The 12,510-nt window shown below is 65.0% G+C and carries 10 protein-coding genes; 8 read left to right on the top strand and 2 right to left on the bottom strand.

Annotation, left to right across the window (positions count from 1 at the left end; all coding sequences use genetic code 11):
* The first annotated feature begins 304 nt into the window (after positions 1–304).
* From CO664_RS29740 to CO664_RS29705, 7 genes are all read left to right on the top strand, one after another.
* Positions 305–1,252: an ornithine cyclodeaminase family protein gene (locus CO664_RS29740; RefSeq protein WP_097540713.1), complete on the top strand. Its 948-nt coding sequence runs from the start codon at positions 305–307 to the stop codon at positions 1,250–1,252.
* Between the two features lie 129 nt (positions 1,253–1,381).
* Positions 1,382–2,605, top strand: a complete 1,224-nt coding sequence (locus tag CO664_RS29735; protein WP_037418619.1) for an ABC transporter substrate-binding protein — start codon at positions 1,382–1,384, stop codon at positions 2,603–2,605.
* Complete coding sequence (locus tag CO664_RS29730) at positions 2,589–4,304, top strand: ABC transporter permease (RefSeq protein ID WP_097528091.1); 1,716 nt, start codon at positions 2,589–2,591, stop codon at positions 4,302–4,304. Before CO664_RS29735 ends, CO664_RS29730 begins: the two co-directional genes overlap by 17 nt.
* Positions 4,305–4,970: an ATP-binding cassette domain-containing protein gene (locus CO664_RS29725; RefSeq protein WP_097528092.1), complete on the top strand. Its 666-nt coding sequence runs from the start codon at positions 4,305–4,307 to the stop codon at positions 4,968–4,970.
* Positions 4,967–7,429 carry an ATP-dependent helicase HrpB gene (gene hrpB, locus CO664_RS29720; protein WP_097528093.1) on the top strand — a complete coding sequence of 821 codons (2,463 nt, stop codon included), beginning with the start codon at positions 4,967–4,969 and terminating at the stop codon, positions 7,427–7,429. Before CO664_RS29725 ends, hrpB begins: the two co-directional genes overlap by 4 nt.
* 166 nt (positions 7,430–7,595) lie before the next feature.
* Positions 7,596–8,885, top strand: coding sequence for an ActS/PrrB/RegB family redox-sensitive histidine kinase (locus tag CO664_RS29715; protein ID WP_037418588.1), 1,290 nt, complete (start codon positions 7,596–7,598; stop codon positions 8,883–8,885).
* 189 nt (positions 8,886–9,074) lie between these two features.
* Positions 9,075–9,656, top strand: coding sequence for an ActR/PrrA/RegA family redox response regulator transcription factor (locus CO664_RS29705; RefSeq protein ID WP_037418585.1), 582 nt, complete (start codon positions 9,075–9,077; stop codon positions 9,654–9,656).
* Here the strand turns inward: CO664_RS29705 and CO664_RS29700 are convergent, their stop codons facing one another.
* Positions 9,657–10,181 carry an MmcB family DNA repair protein gene (locus tag CO664_RS29700; protein ID WP_097528094.1) on the bottom strand — a complete coding sequence of 175 codons (525 nt, stop codon included), beginning with the start codon at positions 10,179–10,181 and terminating at the stop codon, positions 9,657–9,659.
* 171 nt (positions 10,182–10,352) lie between these two features.
* Between CO664_RS29700 and CO664_RS29695 the strand changes: the two genes are divergently transcribed.
* A complete protein-coding gene (locus CO664_RS29695; protein WP_095678028.1) occupies positions 10,353–11,027 on the top strand; it encodes a L,D-transpeptidase in 675 nt (224 codons plus the stop codon).
* Between the two features lie 66 nt (positions 11,028–11,093).
* Here the strand turns inward: CO664_RS29695 and CO664_RS29690 are convergent.
* Positions 11,094–12,510 (bottom strand): malate synthase G (locus CO664_RS29690; protein ID WP_097540712.1); only part of this gene is annotated, 1,417 nt, incomplete at its 5' end.

Here is a 12,510-nt window from a genome sequence, read left to right as displayed (position 1 = left end):
CAGCGCCGCCGCCCTCGTCAGTGATCGGGCTTATAGACCCCACACCTCAGACACGTCAACAGACATTTTTAAAAAAACTTCAAAAAACGACAAGTCTCTGATTTCGTGTGATAATTTTAGGCGAGGGGAAGAACTTCGAGAATCGCCTCTGACATCAGCAGCGAAAATCTTGACCAGTAGGTAAAAATCACGTCGTGTAACGCATTCCTGCGCCGAACGTGACCCCCTCCCCCGTCGAAGCCGCTTTTCCGCGATTGGCAAAGGCTGCTAGTGTCGGCGTATCTCAGAGAGGAGAATTCAAAAAATGCTGGTACTGGATGCGGCTCAGACACGCGCGGCCTTGCCCTGGGGCGGTCTCGTCCGGGCACTCGGGGAAATGTTCGCGAAAGGATGCGTCATGCCGGTGCGCCATCATCACGATGTCGAAGTGCCCGGCGAAGCGGATGCAACGCTGCTCATCATGCCCGCCTGGCAGCCGGGGGCCTATATCGGCGTCAAGATGGTTTCGGTCTTTCCCGGCAACCAGACGCGCGGACTGCCGGCGATCCACGGCAGCTACCTGCTTTCCTCCGGCAAGACCGGCGAGCTGCTGGCGATCCTTGACGGCGGCGAGCTGACGGCCCGGCGGACCGCCGCGGCTTCGGCGCTCGCGGCCCGCTACCTGGCGCGCGAAGATGCGAGCCGGCTCTTGATGGTCGGAACCGGGCGGCTTTCGGCAAATGTCATCGAGGCGCATGCCTCCGTGCGTCCCATCCGCGAGGTGGCGATCTGGGGCCGCGATGCGAAGAAGGCCGAAGCGACCGCGAAGGAACTCGACCTCAAGGGCGTCGCGGTATCGGTCGCGACGGATCTCGAGGCGGCTGCCCGCGAAGCGGATATCGTCTCGTGCGCAACGCTCTCTTCCGAGCCGCTGATCCATGGCGATTGGCTGAAGCCCGGTGCGCATCTCGACCTGATCGGCGCCTTCAAGCCGTCCATGCGCGAATCCGACGATCGCGCCGTCGCCCGCGCCAGCATCTTCGTCGACACGCGCGACGGGGCGCTCAGCGAGGGCGGCGACATCGTCCAGCCGCTCAAGGCCGGCGTCATCACGGAAGCGGCAATCCGCGCCGATCTTTTCGAGCTTGCCCGCGGCATGCACCTCGGCCGCGCCACGCCCGACGAAATCACCCTGTTCAAATCGGTCGGCGCTGCGCTTGAGGATCTCGCCGGCGCCGTGCTTGCCTTCGAGGCGTACCGGGTCGAGGCTTAGGCGGACTCTCCCGCTTTATCCGGCGGGCGCTTCACCGAAACGTGACGCCCGCCCGCGAGCGCCTGCATTGACGCCGCATGGGCTTGCCGTACGCTCGGCCAACATCAGGCGGGAGGGAGCGGCAGCCACATGATCGGAGCGAGAAAAATTGTCGCGGCGGCAATGCTGGCCTTTGGCCTTGCCGGCGAGGCGTCGGCAGCCGATGCCGGAAACTGGAATGCCGTCCTTGCCGAGGCGAAGGGCCAGACGGTTTATTTCAACGCCTGGGGCGGCTCCGAGAATATCAACGCCTATATTCGCTGGGCGGGCGGCGAGATGAAATCCCGCTACGGCGTCGACGTGGTGCATGTGAAGCTCGACGATACGGCGAAAGCGGTCGCAACGGTGGTTGCGGAGAAGGCGGCGGGGAAGAACGACGGCGGTGCGGTCGATCTCGTCTGGATCAACGGCGAGAATTTCGCGGCGATGAAGCGCGAAGGGCTTCTCTTCGGGCCCGACTGGGCGACGAAACTGCCGAACTGGCGCTATGTCGATCATGAGACCAAGCCGACGGTGCTTCGGGATTTCACCATTCCGACCGAGGGGCTGGAAAGCCCTTGGGGGGGCGCCAAGCTGGTGTTCTTCCATGATACGGCGCGAACGCGGAAAGCCGATCTGCCCGATTCGGCAAAAGGGCTCCTGACGTGGGCGGAAGCCAATCCGGGCCGCTTTTCCTATCCTCAGCCACCGGATTTCACCGGCACCTCCTTCCTGAAGCAAGTGTTGATCGAGCTCATCGACGACAAGCCCAAGCTGCAACGGCCGGTCGACGACGCGACTTTCGCGGCGGATGCCGCGCCGCTGTTCGCCTATCTCGACAAGCTAACACCGCTTCTGTGGCGGCAAGGCAAAGCCTATCCGCAGAACTATCCCGACATGAAGCAGAAGCTCGCCGATGGCGAGCTCGATATCATCTTCGCGTTCAACCCGGCGGAGGCGTCGTCGGCTATCGCCAATGGCGAGCTTCCGGACACGGTGCGCTCCTTCGTCTTTTCCGGCGGCACGCTCGGCAACACGCATTTCCTCGCCATCCCTTATAATGCCACGGCGAAGGCCGGGGCGCTGCTCGTCGCCGATTTCCTGCTTTCGCCCGAAGCGCAACTGCGCAAGCAGGATCCGAAGGTCTGGGGAGATCCGACCGTTCTTTCCGTGGCAAAGCTTGCCGCCGAGGATCGATCCGCCTTCGAAAAGCTCGATCTCGGCATTGCCACTCTGAAGCCGGACGAGCTCGGACCGGCGCTCGACGAGCCGCATCCGGACTGGATGATACGCATCGAGGCCGAATGGATCCGGCGCTATGGGGCGGCCAATTAGCGTCAAAGCGTTGAAGGGATCGCGCACTTTTACCGCGAACACGCTTCTTGCCCTGATCCTGGGACTGCCGATCCTTGCCGGCGTGGCGGGAGTCATCCTGCCTGCCTTCGGCTACCTCCCGGCGCTCGGCGGCTCGGAATTCACGCTCGGTCATTTCGCCGAGCTTGCCGGCCAGCCGCATATCCTGCGCTCGAGCCTCACCGGCCTCGTGGTCGGCCTGGCCACCACCGGCGCTGCCGTTGCGATCGTCGGCACCTTCCTGGCAGGATTTGCCGGAACGCCGGCCTTTTCCCGCATTCAGCACATGGTGTCGCCGCTGCTTGCCGTTCCGCATGCGGCCGCCGCCTTCGCGCTGGCCTTCCTCGTGGCGCCCTCGGGCTTTCTCCTTCGGCTCGTTTCGCCGGAACTGACCGGCTTCGGGCGGCCGCCGCAATGGCTCGTTCCGAACGATCCGCTCGCTCTCTCGATGCTCGTCGGGCTGATCACCAAGGAAGTACCCTTCCTCTTCCTGATCGCGCTCGCCGCGTTGCCGCATCTGCCGCTCCGCCAATCCCGACAATTGACCGCGGCGCTCGGCTATGGACGCCTGATCGGCTTTCTCGTCAGCCTCTGGCCGGCCCTCTACCGGCAGCTCCGCCTGGCGGTGTTCGCGGTCCTCGTCTATTCCGTCTCGGTCGTCGACGTCGCGATCATCCTCGGACCGCAGCTGCCGGCAACGCTGCCGGTGCGGATCGCCCAATGGACGGCGGATCACGACCTCGGCGCCCGGTTTCTCGCCTCGGCGGCCGCCCTGCTGCAGCTTGCCGTCGTTCTTGGAGCGGTCGCAATCTGGCTGCTGATCGAACGGCTCGGTCGATTTGTGGTCCGCAAGCTGACCTATTCGGGGCGGCGCCTGAGAAACGACGCCATGCCCCGGTTCGTCTCAGCTTTCGCAATGGCCGGCTGCGCCGCCTCCATCTTCCTCGGCATTACCCTACTCGGCCTCTGGTCGGTTGCCGGGCTCTGGCCATTCCCGGCGGCCTTGCCGGCGGAGCTCACGCTGCAAACCTGGTTGCGAACGCTGCCGCCGCTCTGGCCGGCGCTCCGAACCACGATTGCCCTCGCTCTCCTGTCGGCGGCGCTCGCTCTCTTTTGTGCCATTCTGCTGCTCCACCGTAACGGCGCCGCAGAGCGTGGCGGGAACGTGCCGCGTCACCGATTGCTCTATCTTCCGCTGCTGCTGCCGGAAATCAGTTTCGTTTTCGGCCTGCAGATCCTGATCATCTCGGCAGGACTTAAACCCGCGTTTTGGAGTGTTCTGGCAGTCCACTTCCTGTTCGCCTTGCCTTACGTGCTGCTGTCGCTCTCCGCCCCCTGGCGCGAGCTCGATCCGCGCTTCGAAAGGGTCGCGGCCGGCTTCGGCAAGTCCGCGCTGCGAACGCTGCTGACCGTCCGCCTGCCGCTCCTGTTTCGCGCATGCCTCACCGCCTTTGCCGTCGGCTTTTCGGTGTCCGTCAGCCTCTATCTTCCGACGCTGCTGATCGGCGCGGGGCGGCTGACGACGATTGCCACCGAGGCGGTGGCGCTTTCCTCCGGCGGCGACCGGCGGGTGATCGGCGTCTATGCGCTCGTCCAGGCATCCCTGCCCTTTCTTGCATTTCTCGTTGCCTCGCTCGGCCCCCAGTTGCTATTCCGCAACCGCCAGGCCATGAGGACGTGAATGCTGGAAATCGCCGAGACTAGACCCCTGACGCTGTCAGACGTGACGATCCGGCTGGCGGACCGGACGCTGCTTGCGGTCTCGGCGACGGTGATGCCGGGTGAGGTTCTGACGATCATGGGGCCGTCCGGCTCCGGAAAGTCAGCGTTGCTCGCCTTTGCCGGCGGCTTCCTCGATCCGGCGTTCAAGGCCAGCGGGCAGCTGCTGATCGGCAAGGAAGACCTGACCAATGTTGCCGCCAACCGGCGCCACGCCGGCATCCTGTTCCAGGATCCGCTGCTGTTCCCGCATCTCTCCGTCGGAGGCAACATCCTGTTTGCCATTCCGCCGTCCGTCCGGGGACGCGCGACACGCCGCGCGCTTGCGGAGGGGGCGCTCGCCGAGGTCGGGCTCGCCGGCTTCTTCGACCGCGACCCGGAAACGCTCTCCGGCGGTCAGAAGGCGCGGGTGGCGCTGCAGCGGGTGCTCGTCTCGGCTCCGCACTTCCTGCTGCTCGACGAGCCTTTTTCCAAGCTCGACGCGGCGCTGAGGCAGCAGATGCGCGAACTGGTCTTCTCGAGAGCCAGGGCGGCTGGCCTGCCTGCCCTCCTCGTCACCCATGACCGCGCCGATGCGGAGGCGGCCGGCGGCACGGTGGTCGAAATCGGCGGCGAGGCGAAGCCATGAGGGCCGAGCTTCCATCCCTGCCGGTCCGCGAGATCCTGCCGGCACTTGCCGAAGCGCTCGGGAGATCGCCATCCGTCGTTCTCTCCGCGCCGCCCGGGGCCGGCAAGACGACGCTGGTGCCGCTTTTCCTCCTCGATCAACTGTGGCTGAACGGCGGCAAGATCATCCTGCTCGAACCGCGGCGCCTCGCGGCGCGGGCCGCGGCCGGTCGAATGGCCGCGTTGCTGGGCGAGACGGTCGGCGAGACGGTCGGCTACCGCATGCGGCTCGACAACCGCATTTCGGCGAAGACCCGGATCGAGGTGGTGACCGAAGGCGTCTTTACCCGGATGATCCTCGACGATCCGGAGCTTGCCGGCGTTTCGGCGGTCCTTTTCGACGAGTTTCACGAGCGATCGCTCGACGCCGATTTCGGCCTGGCGCTGGCGCTCGACGTGCAATCGGCGCTGCGCGACGATTTGAAAATCATCGTCATGTCGGCGACGCTCGACGTCGAGCGGGCCGCCGGGCTGCTTGGAGACGCGCCGGTCCTTCAGAGCGAGGGGCGGAGCTATCCGATCGATATCCGCTACGAGAGCAGAGGCACCGGTGAAAGCGTCGAGGATACGGTGCTTCGGACGATCACCGAGGCGCATCGGTCCGAGGAGGGCTCGATCCTCGCCTTCCTGCCGGGGCAGGCCGAGATCACCCGGACGGCCGAACGCCTCGCCGGACGCTTCGATCAGAACACGATGATCGTGCCGCTCTACGGCAATCTCAGCCAGAAGGAGCAGGATGCGGCGATCCGGCCGGCGCCGAAGGGCAGCCGCAAGATCGTGCTCGCAACCTCGATCGCCGAAACCTCGATCACCATCGACGGGGTGCGCATCGTCGTCGACAGCGGCCTGCAGCGGCTGCCGGTCTTCGAGGCTTCGACCGGGATCACCCGGCTGGAGACCGTGCGCGTCTCACGGGCCTCGGCCGACCAGCGTGCCGGCCGCGCCGGGCGAACCGAGCCGGGTGTCGCCATCCGGCTGTGGCATGCGGGCCAGTCGGCGGCACTTGCCGCCTTCACGCCGCCGCAGATTCTCGCCAGCGACCTTTCCGGCCTGCTGCTCGACCTTGCCCATTGGGGTGTCGCCGATCCATCGTCACTCAAATTCATCGACCCGCCGCCGGAAACGACGCTGCGGGAAGCGCGCAGCCTGCTCGTCGAATTGGGAGCACTCGACGCGCGTGGGGCGTTGACGGCGAGAGGGCGCATGATCCGCGACCTCGCCTTGCCAGTCAGGCTGGCAGCAATGGCGGTTTCGGCCGCAGACGAGGGGCAGGCGCATGAGGCCTGCCTCATCGCGGTGATGCTCACCGAACAGGGCCTCGGCGGCAACAGCCTCGACATCGAGGATCGGCTGCGGCGCTTCCGCAGCGAGCAGAGCGATCGGGCGGAGGCGGCACGCGGGCTTGCGAGACGAATGGCCGCGGACCTCGCTCGATCGAAACCCAGGGGAGAGTCCGGCCCGCCAGGGCCGCTGCTGATGCATGCCTTTCCGGATCGCATAGCCCTGCAGCGCGGCGGCCGCGGCCGCTTCGTAATGGCCAACGGGCGCGGCGCGGAAGTGCCGGAGACCGAGCGGCTGGCGGCGGCGGCGATGCTGGTGATTGCCGATCTGACCGGACGGGCCGGCGCGCAGCGAGTGCTGGCGGCGGCGGAAATCACCAGGGCCGATGTCGAGGCCCATATGCCCGAGGCGATCGTCACGGAGGAGCAAAGTTTCTTCGACCGGGCGAGCCGCCAGGTCAGGGCTCGCCGCGTGACCCGGCTCGGGGCGATCATTTTCGACGAGGCGCCGCTGCCGCGGCCGCGCGGCGAGCCCGCAGCGCGAGCGCTCGCCGACGGCATTCGCCAGTTCGGATTGGCTGCCGTGCCGTTTCCGAAGGACGTGGATCAATTGCGCGACCGCATCGGCTTTCTTCACCGCTCGGTCGGCGAGCCCTGGCCCGACATGTCGGATGCGGCGCTCATCTCCCGCCTCGATGAATGGTTCGTTCCGTTTCAAGGGGAGGCCGGCGGCATCGACGGGATCAAGGGCCGTGACCTCGCCGAAGGGCTGATGTCACTCGTTCCTTACGATTTGCAGCGCGATCTTGCGAAGCTCGCTCCGACGCATTTCGAAGCGCCGACCGGACAGCGCCACCCGATCCATTACGACGGCGACGAACCGCTACTTTCGATCCGCGTCCAGGAACTCTTCGGTCTCAAGGCGCATCCGGCCATCGGCGACGGGCGGCTGCCGCTGCTGCTTGAATTGATCTCGCCCGGCCAGCGCCCGATCCAGACGACGCGCGACCTGCCGGGCTTCTGGGCCGGCTCCTGGAAGGACGTCCGCGCCGACATGCGTGGCCGCTACCCGAAGCACCCCTGGCCAGAGGATCCGGCCAACGCGATGCCGACGACGCGCGCCAAGCCGCGCGGCACCTAAAGCGCGTCGCGTTCAAGCGTATTCACGCGGCCCGCTTTAGGTCTTTGTTTCTGTGCATGTCGCCCAAAACCGCTGCGCACGTTTGGGCGACATGCATTAGGGCTGGTTTGTCATTCGGGGATTGCGATAGTCTTTGAAGCGAGCGCATGAGGGGCCGGCAGGCAGAATGGCGACGATGACACTCGACAACGAACTCAACAGCAATCGCAGCCTGAGGCTGCAGACGCTCGTGCGGCTGCGCTGGCTGGCGGTCGGCGGCCAGTCCGTCGCCGTTATCGTCACGGCGCTATGGCTGCAGTTTCCCCTGCCGCTCGTTCCCTGCTCGCTGCTGATCGCCAGTCTGGCGTTGCTCAATGTCTTTCTCACCATCCGCTTCCCGCCGACGCATCGCCTGACGGCGGCGGCCGCCTTCGTGCTGCTGGGTCTCGATCTCGCGCAGCTGACGGCGCTGCTCTTCATCACCGGCGGGCTCGCCAATCCGTTCGCGCCGCTGCTCTGCGTGCCGGTGATTATCTCGTCAGCCTCGCAGCCGAAGCCGCACAGCATCGTGCTTGCCGTGTTCGCGGTGATCGGCGTCACCGCGCTCGCTTTCTCGCCCTTCCCGCTGCCCTGGTATCCCGGCACGGTGCTGTTGATGCCGCGCGTGCTGACGGCGGGCATCTGGTTCGCGATCGTCTCGATGACGGCCTTCGCCGCTTTCTACACCTATCGCGTCTCGCTCGAGGCAAGCGAACTTTCGGAGGCGCTAACGGCGACCGAACTGGTGCTCCAGCGCGAAAAGCACCTGTCGCAGCTCGACGGACTCGCCGCCGCTGCTGCCCACGAACTCGGCACGCCGCTTGCGACGATCACCGTCGTCGCCAAGGAGATGGAGCGGGAGCTCGGCGACGACCCGCGCTTCGGCGAGGACGTGCACCTGCTGCGCAGCCAGAGCGAGCGCTGCCGCGACATTCTGAAGCGCCTGACCACGCTTTCCTCCGAAAGCGAGGAGCATATGCGGCTTCTGCCGCTCTCCTCGCTGATCGAGGAGGTGATGGCGCCGCATCGCGAATTCGGTATCCAGATCAAGTTGATCCAGAAGGGGGACCGCGCCAGCGAGCCGGTCGGCAACCGCAATGCCGGAATCCTCTACGGCCTCGGCAATCTTCTCGAAAATGCCGTGGACTATGCCCGCGAGGCGGTGACGGTCACGGTCGAGCACACGGCGGAGCGCGTCAAGGTGACGATCGAGGACGATGGCGACGGCTTTTCGCCGGATATTCTCGCAAGGATCGGTGAGCCCTATGTCACCCGCAGGCAGAAAGAAGACAGCGCCGGGGGGCTGGGACTCGGCCTCTTCATCGCCAAGACGCTTCTGGAGCGATCCGGTGCAAGGCTTCGTTTCGAGAATAGCCCCGGTGCCCGGGTCAGCGTCGAATGGCCGCGTGTACTGATGGATACGAAACTGGCGAAATGATTTTTGGCAGTTTATTGAAGACTGCTACTGCATGTCTCCTTAAATCGACCTCGATTTAAGGACAAAGACATGCAGCAATTTCTAAGTGCTACAGCGACCTTTGCGCGTCTGATAAGACGCGCGGCGCTGTAGGAATAACCTACATAGTTTCAGCGCAATCACCCCAGTTTTGGCTCCGGATTTACGAGAATGACCGAAAAATCGCCGGCTGCGCATGCCACCCCTCAAGATGCCGAACTGATCGGAGCGGACAAGACGCTGTTGATCGTCGACGACGACGGGCCCTTCCTGCGCCGCCTGGCGCGCGCCATGGAGGCACGCGGCTTCGCGGTGGAGATCGCCGAATCGGTCGCCGAGGGCATCGCCAAGGCCAAGACGCGGCCGCCGAAACATGCGGTCATCGATCTGAGGCTGGGCGACGGCAGCGGCCTCGACGTGATCGAGGCAATACGCGGCCGGCGCGACGACACAAGGATGATCGTGCTGACCGGCTACGGCAATATCGCCACCGCCGTGAACGCCGTGAAGCTCGGGGCGCTCGACTATCTCGCCAAGCCGGCGGATGCGGACGAGATTTTCGCCGCCCTCGTGCGGCGCGAGGGCGAGCGCGTCGAACTGCCGGAAAACCCGATGTCGGCCGATCGCGTCCGCTGGGAACATATCCAGCGGGTCTATGAAATGTGCGAGCGCAACGTCTCGGAGACGGCTCGGCGCCTCAACATGCATCGCCGCACGCTGCAGCGCATTCTGGCAAAACGCGCGCCGAAGTAGCTAATCCCGCGCACCGCTGACGATGTCGCTGATCGACTGGCCGAGTTCACCATTGCGCTCGGCCGCCCATTCGGCAAGCATCAGCCGCTGCGCCGCGGTGCGTGCAAAGGCCTGGGTGACCGATTTGCGGGTCGCCGGCGCCAGGCGATGTTCCGGCGCTTCGCGCAGCATATGCGCGTCGTAGCCGTCGGAGAGCAGCAGTCCGCACTCCTGGGGGAAGATCTCTAGCGGCACGTGCGCGTGGGTGGCGAAGAACAATCGGTCGCAATGGAGGCGGTATTCGGGCCACTTGCGGTCGACGCGGAAGTCTTCGATCGACGTCTTGATCTCGACGATCCAGATCTCCCCCTTCGGGGAAATCGAAATCAGGTCCGCACGGCGGCCGCTGGCGAGCGTCAGTTCCGGCAGCACCGCGTGGCGCAATTCCAGGAACAATCGCTGTACGCCACGGCGCACCTTCAGCGCCCGCTCGGACTGACGCCCGTCGGAGAGCGGATTGTCGCCATGGATCGATAGGATCGTCATCGGCTATCCCGACCTCTCTTCCCCTTGTTGCAAAAAAACCATCGTCACGGAATTTGCACATTTCGGCCGAATTGCGGCGGCGCGATCTATTGCGCCATGCACGGCAATCGCAAATAAGCTGGCGGCCGGGCACCTCCCCCCGATTTCCTGATTCCCTTTTACGAGACCCCCATGCGCTTCCGCAACGCTCTCCTTTTGTGCAGTCTGGCGGCGACCGTCTTCATCGCCGGCTGCTCGCAAACGACGTCCACCGCAGGCTCTGCTCCCGAGGGCCAGAAGGTCGCGACAAATCAGATCTTTACCGGCAATTACGGCGCCGTCGAGGACCACGGCTATCCCTTGCCGGCCATTCCGATCAAGCGCCTTGACGAGCGCTTCCACCGCCAGATCGTCGATTACGACACCAAGGAGCGGCCGGGAACCATCGTCGTCAACACGCCGAACCGCTTCCTCTACTACGTGCTGCCGGGTGGCAAGGCGGTGCGCTACGGCATCGGTGTCGGCAAGGCCGGTTTTGCCTGGGAAGGCGAGGCCTATGTCGCCTGGAAACAGGAATGGCCGACCTGGCACCCGCCGAAGGAAATGGCCGAGCGCAAGCCGGAAGTCGCCAAATATGTCGAAGAGGGCATGGGTCCCGGCATCACCAATCCGCTCGGCGCCCGCGCCCTCTATCTCTTCAACGAGGAAGGCAGGGACACGCTCTTCCGCCTGCACGGCACGCCGGAATGGGCCTCGATCGGCACCGCAGCCTCCTCTGGCTGCATCCGCCTGATGAACCAGGACATCATCGATCTTTACTCGCGGGTCCGTCCTGGGCGGAGTGCACGCGTCGTCGTGCAGCAGTAACGGCTGGAAACGAGCGAGAGCTTAAACAAAGGGCCGCCGGTTGATGCCGGCGGCCCTTTCGTTTTGCTATCGCTGTGCCGCCTGCTTCGCCTTCAACTCCAGCCGCCGGCGATGCAGCACCGGTTCGGTGTAGCCGTTCGGCTGTTCCCGGCCCTGGAGCACCAGGTCCAGCGCCGCCTGGAAGGCAATCGAATCGTCGAATCGGCCGGCCATCGGGTGAAAGTTCGGATCGCCGGCATTCTGCCGGTCGACGATTTCCGCCATACGCTTCATGGTTTCGACGATCTGCGCCTCGCTGACGATGCCGTGGTGCAGCCAGTTGGCCATGTGCTGCGCCGAGATGCGCAGCGTCGCGCGGTCTTCCATCAGACCGACATTGTTGATGTCGGGAACTTTCGAACAGCCGACTCCCTGGTCGACCCAGCGCACGACATAGCCGAGAATTCCCTGGGCGTTGTTGTCGAGTTCGCGCTGGATTTCCTCTTCCGTCCAGTTCGGCCGTCCCGCCACGGGCACCGAGAGAATATCCGCGAGCTTGGCCCGCGGCCGGCTTTTCAGACCTGCCTGGACCTCGGCGACGTTGACGCGGTGATAATGCGTTGCATGCAGCGTCGCCGCCGTCGGCGAGGGAACCCAGGCGGTGTTGGCGCCGGCCTTCGGATGGGCGATCTTCTGCTCGAGCATCGCCGCCATCAGGTCGGGCATCGCCCACATGCCCTTGCCGATCTGGGCACGTCCGGAAAGCCCGCAGTCGAGGCCGATATCGACGTTCCAGTTCTCGTAGGCGCCGATCCAGGCGGCCTGCTTCATGTCGCCCTTGCGGATCATCGGCCCGGCTTCCATGGAGGTGTGGATCTCGTCGCCGGTGCGGTCGAGGAACCCGGTGTTGATGAAGACGACGCGCGCGCGGGCGGCGCGGATGCATTCCTTGAGGTTGACGGTGGTGCGTCGTTCCTCGTCCATGATCCCCATCTTGATCGTGTTTTCCGGAAGCCCAAGTGCGGCCTCGACGCGCGAAAAAATCTCGCAGGCGAACGCCACTTCCTCGGGCCCATGCATCTTCGGCTTGACCACATACATGGAGCCCGAGGGCGAGTTTGCCCGCCGGCCATTCGGGCCGATGTCGTGCAGCGCGATCAGTGCCGTCACCATGGCGTCCATCAGGCCTTCGGGCACCTCGCGGCCGTCCTGGTCGAGGATCGCCGGGTTGGTCATCAGATGCCCGACATTGCGCACGAGCATCAGCGAACGGCCCGGCAGCGTCAGCGTTGCCCCATCCGGCGCGGTGAAGACGCGGTCGGCGTTCAGGGTCCGGGTGAAGGTCCGGTCGCCCTTGGCGACCTCTTCCTCGAGGTCGCCCTTCATCAGCCCGAGCCAGTTGCGATAGACGACGACCTTGTCCTCGGCGTCGACGGCGGCGACCGAATCCTCGCAATCCATGATCGTGGTGATCGCCGATTCGAGGATGATGTCGGAAATCCCG

It is taken from the genome of Sinorhizobium sp. NG07B (genome assembly GCF_002532005.1).
In the GTDB taxonomy this organism is placed as follows: domain Bacteria; phylum Pseudomonadota; class Alphaproteobacteria; order Rhizobiales; family Rhizobiaceae; genus Sinorhizobium; species Sinorhizobium fredii_C.
This window is presented reverse-complemented; position numbering and strand designations above follow the sequence as displayed.

Bases quoted from the DNA above. Each gene is read 5' to 3' on its own strand.
- CO664_RS29740 (WP_097540713.1), top strand. From the start codon at position 305: ATGCTGGTACTGGATGCGGCTCAGACACGCGCGGCCTTGCCCTGGGGC.
- CO664_RS29700 (WP_097528094.1), bottom strand. From the start codon at position 10,181: ATGACGATCCTATCGATCCATGGCGACAATCCGCTCTCCGACGGGCGT.
- CO664_RS29730 (WP_097528091.1), top strand. From the start codon at position 2,589: ATGGGGCGGCCAATTAGCGTCAAAGCGTTGAAGGGATCGCGCACTTTT.
- CO664_RS29725 (WP_097528092.1), top strand. From the start codon at position 4,305: ATGCTGGAAATCGCCGAGACTAGACCCCTGACGCTGTCAGACGTGACG.
- hrpB (WP_097528093.1), top strand. From the start codon at position 4,967: ATGAGGGCCGAGCTTCCATCCCTGCCGGTCCGCGAGATCCTGCCGGCA.
- CO664_RS29695 (WP_095678028.1), top strand. From the start codon at position 10,353: ATGCGCTTCCGCAACGCTCTCCTTTTGTGCAGTCTGGCGGCGACCGTC.
- CO664_RS29715 (WP_037418588.1), top strand. From the start codon at position 7,596: ATGGCGACGATGACACTCGACAACGAACTCAACAGCAATCGCAGCCTG.
- CO664_RS29705 (WP_037418585.1), top strand. From the start codon at position 9,075: ATGACCGAAAAATCGCCGGCTGCGCATGCCACCCCTCAAGATGCCGAA.
- CO664_RS29735 (WP_037418619.1), top strand. From the start codon at position 1,382: ATGATCGGAGCGAGAAAAATTGTCGCGGCGGCAATGCTGGCCTTTGGC.